A 16,013-nucleotide genomic window follows, 5' to 3' on the forward strand; every position below is an offset into this window, starting at 1 on the left:
ATTAGCTAGGTAAAGACTAAATACCATTTTGGTTTCAACTGTAAAAATATTTGACAGGAAAAAGACAAAATGATGATAAAAAGGAATCAGAATAATGATATTGTCCATAGCAATTATTTTCTGGGTTTGCTGGATGACTTTGCACTCTAAAGCAAATCCTTCTCTGTAGCGATCGCTATAATTTGCTTGCTGGGGTTGAAATTGTTTTTCTCAGATTAGATCGCCATATTTATTAATATTACTGACATCAGTATTTTTGAAGAAGGAGACAGGATACAGGAGACAGGAGACAGGAGGAAAATTACATGGGGATTCGCTCCCCCAAGTAATGCGTGAACACCCCCGTTGACGGTGGGGTATTAAACCCACAAAGAAAATGATAATATTATGTCCGTTTAATAACGTTATGGAAAAAACCGAGCTTCTAGCTTCAAAGAAGACTATTTAGTTTTTTAAATGTCTCCTTACTGACTAGAGTTGAGTAGTAGTTACCCATCCTCTGATTACCGGATTTAATTTATTAGTTTTTTAAATGTCTCCTTACTGACTAGAGTTGAGTAGTAGTTACCCATCCTCTGATTACCGGATTTAATTTAGCGGTGTTGGTGATTTGAGGTATGATATCAAATTAGTTAACAAAAAACTTTCTCTTATACTACTCTTTCTTCTTACAGCGCTTTCCGTTGTTATGAGGCACAGTAACAACACTTGGCAAACCAGTTTTTTAAATGTTGAGGATTCATTGACTTAATTGCCACAGAGATGATTCTATCAACCATTTTTGCTGTAGTTGGAGAAAAGCTCCGTAAAAAAGATTTTAATTGTGACCACCATAATTCAATGGGATTAAAATCCGGTTAGTATGGAGATAAATTTATGACTTTAGCTCCTACAGATTCAATTCTATGTTCAATTGATGCTAGTTTATGTGCGGGTAAATTATCCATAACTACTACTGATCCTGGCCATAAGTCAGGCAGTAAAAAATGTTCAATAAATACTTTGAATGCTTTGCTATCCATGGAATTATTTATTGTCATTAACCCTACTACTTCTTTAACACTTATTGCACCAATTACTGTAACTTTTTGACCTCGATAAAATGGCTTCATTTCATATACTCTAGTTCCCTTGTTTGAACCGGCATGAGTTCTTGTTAAACCAAGCATTACACCTGTTTCATCTATAAACACTAAATTTTCTGGGTCTATATCTTTCACTTTTTCCCCATATTCTGCTCTTAATTTTTGAACTCTTTCTGTCCCCACTTGGCTACTACGAAGTGTTTTTTTTACGGCTTAATCCCAGTTTTTGTCAAGCTCGAAATATGGCAGTACGACTTACCAAATTTCCTGTTTTTATCCAAATAATTCACATAATTCTTCTAAAGTTGCATCCGGATGCTCTGATACCAGTTGTTTTAAATCTAAATCTGCATTAGCCAGATGACTAAACCTTGGTTTCCCAGGTTTTAAGGGTTCTAAATTTCCATCTTTTTTCTGTTGCTTTACCAGTTTTTGCACTAAACTTTTAGCAACAGAAAATATCATGACCACCCGACGAATTGATACTTTCTGGTGAATATGTGCAGCAACTATTTTTTCTCGGAGTTCTGTTGGATATGACTTGATAACTACATGATTAAATTCTTATTTCTAACTGTACCTCATAACTTGGGAAACTACTGTATTTCTTCCCTCCTGACTCCTGAGGACTGACTCCTAAATAATTAATTAAGATTAATACCATACACGCTCTTCAGCAACGCCAATTTAGCTATTAGTGTTTGAGCTGATGCAGATGTATAAAGGTAACATATTTCTGCTAATTTTCGATTTTCTGCTAATTTTCGATAATGAGTTCTGATACTTTTGGAGGATGGTTTAATCAGCGTTTTCAATCCTTTCAGTTTTTTCATGTCTATAGATTTGGCAAATTCCATAAGTCTTTCTTCCATACCGTGTAATGTGACGTTTGGACTTTAGGGGACTTATTTCCCCTCCTTGAGGTGTGCCCACCCCCATTCCCCAGGAGGGAAGCTAGAGGGGTGGGTGGAATTGCTTGTTGTCAAACACTCGCTACTTTAGCCATTGCTTGATTAATTTTCTATAGGGAGATTAACCTATCCTTCCTAACAACGCATGAGAGAGAAAAACATTTTTATTATGGCTAATTAATGAGATTTGATATAACCACTAAATTTTAATCATAACTGATTATCCAAACATGATATAATTAACGTTTATTACTTTTGACTTTTTAATTTTGACTTTTGATTTTTTTGAAGGTAAATTATGAGTTCTTGGCAAGATAGTTTCAAGAAATTTACAGGTAAAACTCGATTTGTTGTCTCTCGTTTATTTGTTCACTTAGCGGGTTCAGAGGTAACGCCTTTATTGGGTGTTTTGAATCGAGCTGTGAGGGAGATAGTTGCATCAGAAGGTAACTTGGAAGTAGCAGGAGAAAGACTGGTTGAAGTCTGTCAGAGTCTCCTACAGTATGATACCTATTGGCAGTCTGCTTCTAATGAGGGAGATGTGATCTGGGATGAAGGAGAAGCAGGAGATTTCTTTGACGAACTCTTTACAGACTCAGCCTCTCGTTACCTAAGCTCTGGGGACAATGAAGATTATGAGGCAGATGACCAACCTTTAACTTTATCACCTACTGGTAATTTAGTAGTAATGCTCACAGTTGCTTTTCAGGGAGAAGTGCCAGATATTGAAGCCGATCTTGCTAGCATGAATGCAATGACTGTAGCATTAAAAGCCTTAATTAATCTGCATTATCAAGAAAAACTGCGAGGTATTCAAATACATTTTTCTCCAGCACGTTTAGGGGATGAGTTAGACAATGAACAACTATTACTCAATTTTTCAGAATTGATTCCCCTGTAGGTTATTTCAGTTATCAGTTAGCCTCCTCCGGAGGAGCTACGCTAACAGTACCTCTCCAATAAGGAGGCTACGAAAATACGGAATTTTCTTTTTTTTATCCCCTTAAAAGGGGAGACTTGAGACTACAATTTCTCGGTAAAACTTAAGATAGTTCGGTTGATCAAAATAATTGGGTCGCGCAACCTCGCCTTTTAAGGCGATCGGGTTTTTGGAGGGTTGCTCACGCATCCCCTACTTCCCCTCCCAGGAGGGGTTAGGGGTGGGTTAACTTCTGACTTCTGACTTCTTTATTCCCCTCTCAAAGGTAAAATAAAGGTATAATAATAAGTAACACTCACTCAAAATTAGATTATTTAGGAGCGATCGTAAAATATGTTGCGTAAATTGACGGTATTGTTTATGTGTTTAACATTGTGTTGGACAACAGTCGCTTGTGGCAGTTCAAACACAACTTCAGATCAAAACTCAAATCCCAATATTTCCTCCAACCCCATTAAGCAAAACCGAAACCAAGTAACCCAGGGGCAATATCCTGTACAACAGGCAACTTATAATGATGCTAACGGTGAGTATACATTAATGTTGCTGAATACTCCGTCAGGTACACCACCGATGTATAGTACGACAGATTTGCAAATGGCAAGTTTGACTGAGGAAGAAATTCAGGAAGGCAAAACTAACTATGCTGAGATTAATGGCAACCAAGCTAGTTTACACATTAAACCAGACTTTAAAATTGAATATGTACATAACGTAACTGAAACTCAAACCGATCCCCAAACAGGTAGACAAGAAACAATAATTGTGCGTCGGGAGTCTAATTTCTGGACACCTTTTGCTGGAGCAATAGCAGGTCAGGTAGTTGGTGGAGCAATTAGTAATATGTTGTTCAGACCTCAATATTATGTACCGCCAGTTTATCAACCAGGTGGAGTAATGACTGGTTATGGTGGGTATGGCAATAGCTATGACCAAGCTGTTAACCGATATCAAGAACGTTATCAAGCTCCACCAGCAGCAGTGAAAAATCGTCAAACATTGCGTACTACAGGTGTAACTAATTCAACTAGAAGTAACAACACTCGCAGACAGCAGCAAAATCTCAATCGTTCCACAGGAAGCGGTGCTAGTGCCAGTGACTTGCGTCGTTCCAATCAAGCAAAACCTCGCCAACAACGTCGTAGTTTTGGTAGTGGTGGGTTATCTCCCTCTCGTCGCGGTGGTGGTTTTGGATCTAGACGACGCCGATAAATTAATCACATTTATCTAAAATTATAGCCACAACAATTAATTAATTTGAGCAGGGGCGAAAATTTGTTCGCCCCTAAATTTTGAATTAATTAGCTACTTATATCATGTCCGGTTGAACAGTTATAAATAAACGACGGAGGAATCAGGTGGACCTCCTCAGGAGTCAGGAGGGAAGAAAGAGGAGGAGAAAGTTTTTTTAATCACTAGACATCTGATGGAAAATAAATAAACCTTTTAATTAGAGCAGGTTTTGGATACGAAAAAATCACCCTAAAAAATCATTTTTCGTGCCTTTTTCGTAAAAATATCTTAAAAAAATCTTATCTTTTGCCTGTTGCCTACTCCTGCAAAAAATCTATATCTTTTTCACCAGAGGTCTACTAATTATCCAGACATGATATTACTGTTCTTCTGTAAGAACAGCAGGGAAGAGGGAACAGTGGGAAAAATATTTCCCCTGACTCGGATCATCAGATTCTTCTAAATTTTATGAGTTAATCATCCTCTGAATATTGTGGATTAAGCACTAATTTAATTTTTCAATTTGCACCTGCTTTTCCTTTAGTAATATATCAAAATTAGGCATTGCTGAATTAAGGTATGAAAGTAAGTTTATAGGGAATAGGGAATAGGGAAAAGTTAATAGGGAAAAGTTAATATTAACAAGTAGTTCAAACTATCCAAAATAAAAAATACAAAAGACAAAATTATTAAATCATACCTAGAATCAGCAACGCCCAAAATTAAAACTTACTTTCACAGTTTAAACCAAAATACTATCTTCTAGTTTAATTTAGTCTAGTAGACATCTGGTAAAAATCAAAAATCAAATCAATTCTCACACTAGATATATCAATTCTTTCCCCTCCTGGGAGGGGTTAGGGGTGGGTTCCCTACTGCCTACAGCAAAGCTGCCTACTCCCTATGGGTGGAGGAGATGTCTAGTGCCTATATCTAATTATTGATTGATGTTTCCATCAAAATTTTATGAGAACCCAATTCTGGAGAATTATCAACAGGGCGACGCTGAATATACTGACCATCTGATTGTAAATCCCAAGCTTGACGGTTGTCAGATAACAGAATACCCATAATCTCTTGCAACTCTTTCGTTAAGTCAGGATCTTCAACAGGCGTAATAGCTTCTACCCGACGGTCAAGATTACGAGGCATCCAGTCAGCAGAACCAATATATAACTCCTCTTGAGCATTATTATAGAAGTAGAAAATACGAGAATGTTCTAAATAACGCCCAATAATACTTACTACCTTAATATTTTCACTTACACCCTCTAAACCAGGACGCAGACAGCAAATACCTCGAACAATCAAATCAATTTTCACCCCTGCTTGAGAAGCTTGGTATAACTTAGCAATTATTTTCGAGTCCACCAAAGAATTCATCTTAGCAACAATGCGACCTGTTTTTCCTTTTTGGCAATTCTCAATTTCACGATTAATTAGCTTAATAAAGCGATTGCGCATATTTACAGGAGCTATTAACAATTTCCGATAAGACTGCTGGCGCGAATATCCTGTCAAGAAATTAAACAAATCTGTTAAATCTGCTCCTAACTCTGGGCGACTGCTAAATAAACCTAAATCAGTATAAAATTTAGCTGTTTTGGGATTATAGTTACCAGTGCCAATATGAACATAGCGACGGATATGACCTTCTTCCTGACGCACCACCATCACAATTTTCGTATGAGTCTTCAGACCTGCTAAACCATAAACAACGTGAACGCCAGATTGTTCTAACTTCCGCGCCCACTGAATATTATTTTCTTCATCAAATCTTGCTTTCAATTCCACCAATGCTGCTACTTGTTTGCCATTTTCTGCTCCAGCAATTAAAGCATTAATAATAGGTGAATCTCCAGAAGTCCGGTAGAGAGTCATCTTAATTGCCAAAACATTAGGATCGTGGGCAGCTTGAGTAATGAAACTTTGTACCGTACTTGCAAAAGAGTGATATGGATGATGTACCAATACATCTTTCTGGCGAATGACTGCAAAAAAGTCTATACCATTATTCTTATTATGGTCAGAAGTTGCTATGCGATCACCATAATTTCGCAACCGTGATGGCATAGTAGATGCCCAATTTGGATCTTTGAGTTGTGGTAATGGTAACCCCATGAATGACATCAAATCTTTTAAATCAAGTAATCCATCTACTGTGTATATATCCTTTTCTGATAGCTCCAACTTTTCCATTAATATCTTTTTTAATGTACTCGGCATTGTTGGATTAATTTCCATTCTCACTACGGTACCACCAATACGGCGTTTTTGCAGTTCTTTTTCAATTACCAATAGCAAGTCATCACCTTCATCTTCTTGCACTGATAGATCGGCATCACGAGTAACCCGAAAGAGGTGATATTCCTGGATATCCATACCAGGAAACAGAGCACCCAAATTATGAGCAATGACTTGTTCGAGAGGCACTCCCATCCAATGTACAGTTTCATTCTTTTCTTGCGTCTGTAATTTTTCTGGTAAGGGCAAAAACCGAGGTAATATTTTGGGAACTTTGATTCTGGCTAATAAATCTTCCTGAGTTTCAGGATTTTTCAGCATTACTGCTAAATTAAAACTGAGGTTAGATAGATAGGGAAAAGGGTGACTAGCATCAATAGCTAAAGGTGTTAATACAGGAAATATATGTTCTTCAAAATAGTTTTGTAAGTATGTTTTTTGTTTTTGATTTAGGTCTATATAATGTAGGATATGAATGCCATTTTTTACTAATTCTGGTCGTAAGGTTTGCTCAAAGAATTGATGTTGTAAAGAAACCATTGGCAATAGTCTTTGATTAATCCCATCAAGTTGTTTTTGGGGGGTACGACCGTCTGGAGTTAATTTATTTACTTCAGCTTCTATTTGTTTTTTCAGAATTGCTACTCTGACCATGAAGTATTCATCTAAATTAGAACTAAAAATTCCTAAAAACTTTAAACGCTCTAATAAGGGAGTACGGGGGTCTAAACCTTCAGATAAAACTCTACGGTTAAACTCTAACCAACTAAATTCTCTATTAAAGTAGTATTGTGGATCGCTAAAATTTTTTTCTACGTTAGTTTCTGCACTTTCTGTCGCATTCTTTTTGTTTTTGGACATAGTTAATTAAGGTATATTTTGATATTTGTTCAAATTAATATTGATTGTAAGGTAGTCTTGAACCTTTGTAAAGTATACTTTTTTAATAAATAGTTAGTATAGTTAGATACTTTTATTAATCTAGTTAAATTGGTGGTAAAGTTCAATTTTTTCACAGGATGAAGTGATAGAAATAAGATAGTAATTTTTTGGACTTTGTTTGTGATAGCAATCCTATTTCAGTTGCGGGTAAAAATATCTTTGAATTTAGGGAACTATTAACAGGGAACAGGGAATAGAGGTAAAAGTTTCAGATTTTTTATATATCCTTAGATTTTTGACAAATTATTTCTGATTGCTATCTTTCTCTAGATAAGTTATGGTTTGGTAAATAAATGTTTAAATGATGGTATTGAAGAAGGAGACAGGAGACAGGAGACAGGAGGAAAATTACATGGGGATTCGCTCCCCCAAGTAATGCGTGAACACCCCCGTTGACGGTGGGGTATTAAACCCACAAAGAAAATGATAATAGTTGAATTTCTTTGAGTTTCAGTAGCACAAATATCTGTGCTATTTTTTAGGAGTAAAAATTTGTAGCCTTAGCAAAAAAAATAATGCTTTGTTTAACCGTTTTTTGTGGATGAAAATCTATGTATTATGAAGATTGCGTAAAGGTATTATGAAGATTATGTAAAGCCACTAAAAAATCACTCAAAAGTAATAATGTTTATGTTATAGTAAATTCCAAGCTTTGTTCCATGAATATCCCGAACCTCTTGCTGTGTCATACAAGATTTTATTATTAATAAAAGCATTGTAAATTAAGCTGATGGTGTTTTGATCCAACAAAGCCCTAAATCAAGATAAAGTTAGGCAAAATAAACAGGAAATTCTAATCTTATGGCAACTTTTAATGTAACCAACACCATGGATGCGGGTAATGGCAGTCTGCGGGCTGCTATTGCGATGGCAAATGCTACGCCGGATGCCGATACCATTACCTTTGATAGTTCCCTCACAGGAATGACCATCGGACTGACCAGTGGAGAATTATCGATCACCAATCCTCTCACCATCAATGGATTAGGTGCAAATCTGCTGACAGTGGATGCACAACAGAATGGCTTCCGGGTCTTCAATATCGATAACGGCAATAACGATCTGATTGATGTATTCATAGATGGCTTAACCATTACTGGAGGCAATCCAATAGGTGGTGGTGGTGGAATTTTCACCTCCGAGAATCTGACCGTTCAAGACAGTATTATCTCCGGCAATACCTCAACTGGCATTGAGGGGCAATACGACATAGGCAGATCTATTGATGGTGGTGGAATCAATAGTTATGGTGGTTATTTGAAAATCGTCAACACAGATATTATTAATAATGAAGTCAAGGGACAATTAGCCGACGGAAACCCCGAATTTCAAAATGATTTTGGTGACGACCCTGACGGTGGTGGTGTATCCATCCGCAATGGTCAGCTCAACGTTGTTGATAGCACTATTTCCGGTAATAAAGTCACTGGTGGTCTGAGTGACGGTGGTGGGATTTATGGTTGGTATAGTGACATAACGGTTACTAATTCGACTATCTCTGGCAATACTCTTGAAGGAACTGCCCTGGGTAGCGGTGGTGGTATTTATAACCGCCATGGTAATACGACAATCGCAAACTCAACCATCGCTAATAATTCGACATTAATGACCAGTGAGTTCGGATCTGCTGATGGGGGCGGTATTTTTAGCCGTAATGGCGATCTAGAAATTACCAATTCAACTGTCTCAGGTAATTCAGCAGTTGGCCTAGATCGAACAGATGGTGGCGGAGTTTACAGTAAAAATGGCAATTTAACCGTTGCTAACTCTACTATTTCTTATAACAGTACTGCGGGTAATAGCGCTGATGGTGGAGGTATTTTCAGTAGTTCTGGTATCGCAACAATTACCAATTCTACCATTTATGGTAATTCTGCTGATGGACGTGGAGGTGGTTTATTTAGTGAAGGGAGGACAAACCTCACCAATACCATCATTGCCAACAGCACTGGTCGCGATGCCGTGCTGAAGACTAGCAAGATCGACACTAACGTCAATAATTTGATTGAAGACGGCCATTATAATCCATTTTTATCAGGCGATCCTGGTTTGGGTCCCCTACAAAATAACGGTGGTTCTACTGAAACCCACGCCTTACTCTCTGATAGTATTGCTATTGATGCCGGGGATAACGGAGGTGCAACAGGATTAACGTTCGACCAACGGGGGCAGGAATTCGATCGCATTGTCAATGGTACGGTAGATATCGGTGCTTATGAAGTACAGGAACCTCAGCCACCAGCTCCCGAACCTCAGCCACCAGCTCCCGAACCTCAGCCACCAACTCCCGAACCTCAACCACCAACTCCCGAACCTCAACCACCAGCTCCCGAACCTCAACCACCAACTCCCGAACCTCAACCACCAACTCCCGAACCTCAACCACCAACTCCCGAACCTCAACCACCAACTCCCGAACCTCAACCACCAACTCCCGAACCTCAACCACCAACTCCCGAACCTCAACCACCAACTCCCGAACCTCAACCACCAACTCCCGAAACTGAATCTTTACTGTTTAGCCTAAAAAACAACCAAACTCTAGGTGGAGTTATAGCAATGAGCGCTGGCATCTTTACATATTACATAAATATTGATAATGTAACATAAAAGTAACTGTATGAGCTGTATTTTTCATAAATTAGGCGATCGCTAAAGGTTAAAGTTTTAAGGATGCGTTAATCTGAGTTACAAAACTATTCAAGCTGCCTGTCAACAATTGAAAACTCAAAAGTCAAAACTTAAAATTGAAGATTCTACACATCCAACACTCCACACTGAACATCTCAAAAAACTTTGGGATTTTTGTCGAACTCAAGCTCGTCCTCAACTAGAAGGTTTAGCGCAACGCATTGAAACATCTGCAACTTGGGATGACTTGGTTTTACCAGAACAACAACGTCAAGTGTTGACAGATATAGCGACTCACCTGCGACAAAAAGCAAAAGTTTACCAAGAATGGGGTTTTGCCAGTAAAGGGAATCGAGGTTTAGGTATAGCTGCCCTGTTTTATGGTGAAAGCGGAACTGGTAAAACTATGGCAGCAGAGGTACTAGCTAATGAATTTCACCTCGATCTTTACCGCATAGACTTGAATGCAGTAGTGAGTAAATATATTGGGGAAACAGAAAAGAATTTAGGGCGTATTTTTACTGCTGCCGAAACTGGAGGAGTCATCTTACTATTTGATGAAGCTGATGCTCTATTTGGCAAACGAACTGAAGTACAAGATAGCCACGATCGCCACGCCAATGTTGAAGTATCTTACTTACTTCAGCGCATGGAAGCATATCAAGGTTTAGCCATTCTCACCACAAATTTAAAAAATGCTTTAGATTCTGCTTTTCTGCGCCGTATTCGGTTTATGGTGTCTTTTCCGTTTCCAGAAGCACCTTCACGGACGAAAATTTGGCAACGCATTTTCCCATCTCAAACACCAACTCAAGGTTTAGACTATCAGTTACTAGGACAACTTAAGGTAGCTGGGGGCAATATCCGCAATATTGCTTTAAATGCAGCTTTTATCGCTGCTGATGAAAATGAACCTGTAATGATGAGACATATTCTGCAAGCTGCGCAACGGGAGTATCTCAAATTAAAAAGGTTGTTGACTGATGAAGAAACGAGAGGATGGTATTAATATAGCGCTACGCACAAGTTAGAAGTCAAAATTCAAAAGTCAAATACTTACCTGTTTCGCTCTAAAAGTAAAGTAATATTTCATTTTTCCCTCAAAGCTTTCTTTTATTGTTATTCTTTTTTTACCTTGGATTTTGTTTGTTATGGCAATTCCTATAACGAGTGATATTATGTGTCCCCTCCTGGGGAGCTACGCTATTGGTAAAACACTGATAATAGTAGCTTTAAGCTGCGCTAAAGTGCAACTTGGCATATTGTGGTTGCTAAAGCCCAAATACAAACAAGAACTTTTTTATAACTAATTCCCGAACATGATTTAATCTCTCAACGTAAGACCTAAAAACCTTTTTAATGTTAATCCAAAGTTGACTGCCTATGATCGAGTATGTTATCTCATTTCTCAAGAATAAACTTAACAACTACATTCGAGTCAAAACTGGCTCCCAGGGTTTTGAGGTCGTATTTATTCAGGAACGAAATCAGAAAGAGATTTCCTTCCAAGATAATGCCATTACTACGTTATTAGTCAACTTAGAAGAAGACTATACTTTTCGTTCTGGTGCCGCTTATGAAAGGATGCCTCATGGGGGTGTGAACGCGCCAAATAACCCTAATCTTTACCTCAATTTATATGTTCTTTTTGCCGCAAATTTTACAGATTACAGTCAGTCTTTAAAGTTCTTATCCCTAATTATAAAATATTTTCAAAGTCATCGGTTATTCGACCATAATAACTCTCCAAATCTCAATGATGAGATTGAAAAGTTGACCCTTGAATTGGTTAATTTGCCTTTTACTGAACAAAGAGAAGTATGGGCTGCTTTAGGTATGTCTTATATACCTTCTGTTATTTATAAAGTTAGAATGGTTGTCTTTACAGATACAGATAGTCTCGGAATTGATGCCGATATAACTGATGTAGAAGTGATTAGTCAAAATCTCTAGTTTTGATGTTAAAATGTCACATAATTTGAGTCTAGATGATGAATTATAAAAACTATTTGAATTGAGTATTTTTCACGAATATTATCGCGACAATATATGTCCTGACTTTCTTGTTGAGCCAACAATTAAATGTAGTAAAATCCTGAGTGGTCATCGTCTGATTGTTAAAAATAAAGTCAACGGAATAGTGGTTGTTGCACCCGTAGATTCAGAAAATAAACCAGAGTTTGAACTTGCTGAAAATTTGCAATTAACTTTTAAGTTAAAACTCAAAAATAAAAATTTTATAGATTTTACAGAAATTGATTGGAAACCAGTTGATAATTCTATCTATCAATATAATAATCAAAATCATACTCAAATAGGAGAGTCAGACTTAGAAATAACTCAAACTCAATTATCTATCCAAAAATTGCCCAAGGGACAAAATATTTTTGGCATTGTAGATATTTATAATAATTCCTCATTGCCTAAAAAAATGAGCAAAAGTAGTGAATATAAAATCACCTTTCATGCCAAAAAACAACAGTGGTGCTATTACCTAATAACTGATAATATAACTAATGGCAATGAATTCTTGATTCTAGATAAAGATACAACTAGAGAAGCAGAAATTACATTTACTCGATTTGCGAAAGCCGAAGCTGAAAAAAACGATCCAATATTTTCGGCACTGAGTCAACAATTTCCTCAATCTCAACAGTATCTCTTTAAATCTGACTTACAAATTCCCTGTCAGGAAGGAGGCATAAAAAATATTCAACTTGTACATCATAAAAATGGAAATGGAGAAAGTGAAAATGTCTGGATAGAACATTTACCTAATCCACCCAATCATAACGGGATTCAAGTTATTAATGCTCTCAAATATCTTTGACATACTCTCCGGCCTAAAGGCACGGAGATTCTCCTGAAACCAGGATTCTTGGTTCAATGAGTCCACTTAAATCAGATACGCAAGCGATACCTAAGCCAGAGATGGTTCTCTCCCCAAGCGTTTGCTCTATTTCAAGAGCCTGTTCCCGTATGCCCTACGGTACAGTTCAAACCTTAAAAGACTTTGGTTCTCTGGTACTTGATGCTTAAAGCTTTTCCATGCACAAGCATTACTGTGCAAAACCCCATAACTTTAGTTTTCAAGGTGCTAGTTTGCTACGATTAGTAGCTAGGTTTTTAGAGTGGTTGAATACCTTTGCCACTTATATAAGTATAACACAAAGTCCCCCTTTTAGGGGGAGGCTTTAAACCCAATTTTTCGGTAAAATTTGCCAATCAAAACAAATAAAGGACTAATAATGGTAACATATAAAACTCCCAATGTTTATGTTGAAGAAATTTCGACAATTCCTCCCTCAGTGGCCGAAGTTTCTACAGGAATTCCAGCTTTTATTGGTTACACAGAAAAAGCAGAAAAAGATGGTGAAGATTTAACGAATGTACCAACTAGAATTAGTTCGATTCTTGATTATGAAACTTTGTTTGGTAAAGCTGAGGAATCGAGCTTTGATGTAACAACAAAAGATGGTGAATTGGGACTATTAGTAATCCCGACATTAAATATTTAATGTATTATGCTTTACGCTTCTATTTTGATAACGGAGGAGGTGCTTGTTACATTGTTTCTATTGGTAACTACAGTGAAGATCCTAAAGCAAAAGCTGATTTTGTCGCAGGTTTATCTGCTTTAGAAAAAGAAGATGAACCTACCTTAATCCTACTTACTGATGCAGTTAACTTAGCAACAGAGGATGATTATTACGCTCTTTGTACACAAGCTTTAGTGCAATGCAATAAACTAAAAGATCGGTTTGCTATTTTTGACGTTTTGCCAGAACAAACATCTACAGGAGGTGTTAGTAATTTCCGAAATGGAATTGGTACAGATTATTTAAAATATGGTGCAGCTTATTATCCCTACCTCCAGACATCACTGAACTATTATTACAGCGATGATTCTGTAACTATTACTACAACTCCTGCTCTTCCCTCACCGTCAACTCTAAATTCTATCAAAAGCAGTAATACCGCTCTCTACAACAAAATCAAAACTGAAATAGGCAAACAGCGAATTGTATTATCCCCAAGTGCTGCTTTAGCAGGAGTATATGCCAAAGTAGATCGGGATAGAGGTGTTTGGAAAGCACCTGCTAATGTGAGTTTAGCATCGGTACTTGGTCCAACAGTTAAAATTAGTAACGAAGAACAGGAGGATCTTAACGTCGATCCTACCGCTGGAAAATCCATCAATGCCATTCGTAGTTTTACCGGAAAAGGAACCTTAGTTTGGGGGGCAAGAACCCTAGCGGGTAATGACAATGAATGGCGTTATATTCCTGTGCGCCGACTATTTAATCTGATTGAAGAGTCAATTCAAAAATCTACCGCATTTGTTGTCTTTGAGTCTAATAATGCCATTACTTGGTTGAAAGTCAAATCCATGATTGACAGTTATTTAGAGGGGTTATGGCGACAAGGGGCGCTAGCGGGTACGACACCAGAAGAAGCTTTCTTTGTGAATATTGGACTTGGTAAAAGTATGACACAACAGGATGTTTTAGAAGGACGAATGATTGTGGAAATTGGAATTGCAGCAGTTCGTCCTGCTGAGTTTATTATCCTCAAATTCTCCCACAAATTACAGGAATCATAGGATTAATAATGGATAATGGATAATTGATAATTGATAATTAATCTCTAAAAATTGAAAGCTTCTCTTGACAAAGAGATAATGAATTAATTATCAACTAATAAATAATTATTCATTATAAATTGCAATTTACTATAAGTATTCTGGGGTTTTAATTAGTGATATTGAACTTCAAAAAACTACTAAATATTGAAATTTCAAGGAAAAAATAAATTATGGCAACTACAGCAGAAGAAATCAAAAATAGTTATCCTATTCCGGTATTTTATTATCGAGTCACTATAGATGGAGATGACTCCCACGCTTTCTCAGAAGTATCGGGATTAAGCATTGAATATGAGACTATTACCTATAGAGATGGCATGAGTTATAAAGATGGGGCAAAGCATATGCCAGGATTAGACACTCCTGTTAATCTAACTCTACAAAAAGGGATAGTTAGACAAGATAGCTATTTGTTGAACTGGATAAGTACAATTAAATTAAATACGGTACAAAAGCGAGACATTAGGATTGACTTATTAGATGAAACTGGTGAAGCGGTTGTTTCTTGGACGGTAATAGATGCTTTCCCTAAGAAATTAGATGCACCATCATTTAATGCTACTAGCAATGAAGTCGCTATTGAAAGTTTAGAATTAATGGCGAGCAATCTTAAGATTGAGTATGCTGGATAATTGATAATTGATAATTGATAATTGATAATTACTTGATAATTACTTGATGATTAAGACTGATAGGATTGAATTAAGTAGGGATTAACTATCAATTATCAATATAAATTTTGCCATTTATATCATTAGGAATTACACCCGAAAAAACACAACATTTGTAGGGGGTTTCTGCCATTCGCACCCTGGAATGGTTGTATAGTTTCACATTTTCCGTAATTCCTCAGAATGGATAATTGATAATGGATAATTACTTGATGATTAAGACTGAGAGGATTGAATTAAGTGGGGATTAACTATAAATTATCAATATAAATTTTGCCATCTATATAATTAGGAATTACACAGGGAGGAACACACCATTTATAGGGGCGAATGTCAAAAATATCCCTAGAATGGTTGTATAATTTCACATTTTGCGTAATTCCTCAGAATGGATAATTGATAATGGATAATTACTTGATGATTAAGACTAAGAGTATTGAATCAAGTAGGGATTAACTATCAATTATCAATATAAATTTTGCCATCTATATAATTAGGAATTACACAGGGAGGAACACACCATTTATAGGGGCGAATGTCAAAAATATCCCTAGAATGGTTGTATAATTTCACATTTTGCGTAATTCCTCAGAATGGATAATTGATAATGGATAATTACTTGATGATTAAGACTAAGAGTATTGAATCAAGTAGGGATTAACTATCAATTATCAATATAAATTTTGCCATCTATATAATTAGGAATTACAC

The 16,013-nt window shown here is 36.8% G+C and carries 13 protein-coding genes; 9 read left to right on the plus strand and 4 right to left on the minus strand.

The annotated features are described in order from the left end of the window. Nucleotides 1-857: 857 nt before the first annotated feature. The 3 genes from F6K27_RS06385 to F6K27_RS06395 all read right to left on the minus strand — a co-directional run bounded on the left by F6K27_RS06385 (nucleotide 858) and on the right by F6K27_RS06395 (nucleotide 1,942). Nucleotides 858-1,268: a transposase gene (locus F6K27_RS06385; RefSeq protein WP_287274218.1), complete on the minus strand. Its 411-nt coding sequence runs from the start codon at nucleotides 1,266-1,268 to the stop codon at nucleotides 858-860. 90 nt (nucleotides 1,269-1,358) lie between these two features. Continuing rightward, the gene (locus F6K27_RS06390; protein WP_287274220.1) at nucleotides 1,359-1,550 is read right to left on the minus strand and encodes a hypothetical protein; all 192 of its coding nucleotides are present in this window, start codon (nucleotides 1,548-1,550) and stop codon (nucleotides 1,359-1,361) included. Nucleotides 1,551-1,729: 179 nt separating this feature from the next. Then, on the minus strand, nucleotides 1,730-1,942 hold the full coding sequence (locus tag F6K27_RS06395) for a hypothetical protein (RefSeq protein ID WP_287274222.1): 213 nt from the start codon (nucleotides 1,940-1,942) through the stop codon (nucleotides 1,730-1,732). A gap of 352 nt (nucleotides 1,943-2,294) precedes the next feature. On the opposite strand from F6K27_RS06395, the gene F6K27_RS06400 reads away from it, so the two are divergent. Continuing rightward, nucleotides 2,295-2,897, plus strand: a complete 603-nt coding sequence (locus F6K27_RS06400) for a DUF1517 domain-containing protein (protein ID WP_287274224.1) — start codon at nucleotides 2,295-2,297, stop codon at nucleotides 2,895-2,897. 372 nt (nucleotides 2,898-3,269) lie between these two features. Then, nucleotides 3,270-4,148, plus strand: a complete 879-nt coding sequence (locus F6K27_RS06405; protein WP_287274226.1) for a hypothetical protein — start codon at nucleotides 3,270-3,272, stop codon at nucleotides 4,146-4,148. A gap of 954 nt (nucleotides 4,149-5,102) precedes the next feature. Here the strand turns inward: F6K27_RS06405 and ppk1 are convergent. Beyond that, entirely contained in the window at nucleotides 5,103-7,274 is a 2,172-nt protein-coding gene (gene ppk1 / locus F6K27_RS06410) for a polyphosphate kinase 1 (RefSeq protein WP_287274227.1), read from the minus strand. Between the two features lie 882 nt (nucleotides 7,275-8,156). Between ppk1 and F6K27_RS06415 the strand changes: the two genes are divergently transcribed. The 7 genes from F6K27_RS06415 to F6K27_RS06445 all read left to right on the plus strand — a co-directional run bounded on the left by F6K27_RS06415 (nucleotide 8,157) and on the right by F6K27_RS06445 (nucleotide 15,263). Beyond that, nucleotides 8,157-9,965, plus strand: coding sequence for a choice-of-anchor Q domain-containing protein (locus F6K27_RS06415; protein ID WP_287300850.1), 1,809 nt, complete (start codon nucleotides 8,157-8,159; stop codon nucleotides 9,963-9,965). A gap of 109 nt (nucleotides 9,966-10,074) precedes the next feature. Continuing rightward, nucleotides 10,075-10,995, plus strand: a complete 921-nt coding sequence (locus F6K27_RS06420) for an ATP-binding protein (protein ID WP_375340851.1) — start codon at nucleotides 10,075-10,077, stop codon at nucleotides 10,993-10,995. Between the two features lie 374 nt (nucleotides 10,996-11,369). After that, nucleotides 11,370-11,939, plus strand: coding sequence for a DUF4255 domain-containing protein (locus tag F6K27_RS06425; protein ID WP_287277881.1), 570 nt, complete (start codon nucleotides 11,370-11,372; stop codon nucleotides 11,937-11,939). Between the two features lie 61 nt (nucleotides 11,940-12,000). Beyond that, a complete protein-coding gene (locus tag F6K27_RS06430) occupies nucleotides 12,001-12,816 on the plus strand; it encodes a hypothetical protein (RefSeq protein ID WP_287277879.1) in 816 nt (271 codons plus the stop codon). A gap of 418 nt (nucleotides 12,817-13,234) precedes the next feature. After that, entirely contained in the window at nucleotides 13,235-13,504 is a 270-nt protein-coding gene (locus F6K27_RS06435; RefSeq protein WP_287277877.1) for a hypothetical protein, read from the plus strand. Further along, nucleotides 13,504-14,589 carry a phage tail sheath C-terminal domain-containing protein gene (locus tag F6K27_RS06440; RefSeq protein WP_287277875.1) on the plus strand — a complete coding sequence of 362 codons (1,086 nt, stop codon included), beginning with the start codon at nucleotides 13,504-13,506 and terminating at the stop codon, nucleotides 14,587-14,589. Before F6K27_RS06435 ends, F6K27_RS06440 begins: the two co-directional genes overlap by 1 nt. Nucleotides 14,590-14,801: 212 nt before the next feature. Further along, complete coding sequence (locus F6K27_RS06445) at nucleotides 14,802-15,263, plus strand: phage tail protein (protein ID WP_287277874.1); 462 nt, start codon at nucleotides 14,802-14,804, stop codon at nucleotides 15,261-15,263. Nucleotides 15,264-16,013 lie beyond the last annotated feature (750 nt).

It is taken from the genome of Okeania sp. SIO2F5, assembly GCF_010692685.1.
Classification (GTDB): Bacteria; Cyanobacteriota; Cyanobacteriia; order Cyanobacteriales; family Microcoleaceae; genus Okeania; species Okeania hirsuta.

Excerpts from the sequence above, each read along its gene's own strand:
- F6K27_RS06390 (WP_287274220.1), bottom strand. The coding sequence starts at position 1,550 with ATGATATTTTCTGTTGCTAAAAGTTTAGTGCAAAAACTGGTAAAGCAA.
- F6K27_RS06395 (WP_287274222.1), bottom strand. The coding sequence starts at position 1,942 with ATGGAATTTGCCAAATCTATAGACATGAAAAAACTGAAAGGATTGAAA.
- F6K27_RS06400 (WP_287274224.1), top strand. The coding sequence starts at position 2,295 with ATGAGTTCTTGGCAAGATAGTTTCAAGAAATTTACAGGTAAAACTCGA.
- F6K27_RS06405 (WP_287274226.1), top strand. The coding sequence starts at position 3,270 with ATGTTGCGTAAATTGACGGTATTGTTTATGTGTTTAACATTGTGTTGG.
- ppk1 (WP_287274227.1), bottom strand. The coding sequence starts at position 7,274 with ATGTCCAAAAACAAAAAGAATGCGACAGAAAGTGCAGAAACTAACGTA.
- F6K27_RS06415 (WP_287300850.1), top strand. The coding sequence starts at position 8,157 with ATGGCAACTTTTAATGTAACCAACACCATGGATGCGGGTAATGGCAGT.
- F6K27_RS06425 (WP_287277881.1), top strand. The coding sequence starts at position 11,370 with ATGATCGAGTATGTTATCTCATTTCTCAAGAATAAACTTAACAACTAC.
- F6K27_RS06435 (WP_287277877.1), top strand. The coding sequence starts at position 13,235 with ATGGTAACATATAAAACTCCCAATGTTTATGTTGAAGAAATTTCGACA.
- F6K27_RS06440 (WP_287277875.1), top strand. The coding sequence starts at position 13,504 with ATGTATTATGCTTTACGCTTCTATTTTGATAACGGAGGAGGTGCTTGT.
- F6K27_RS06445 (WP_287277874.1), top strand. The coding sequence starts at position 14,802 with ATGGCAACTACAGCAGAAGAAATCAAAAATAGTTATCCTATTCCGGTA.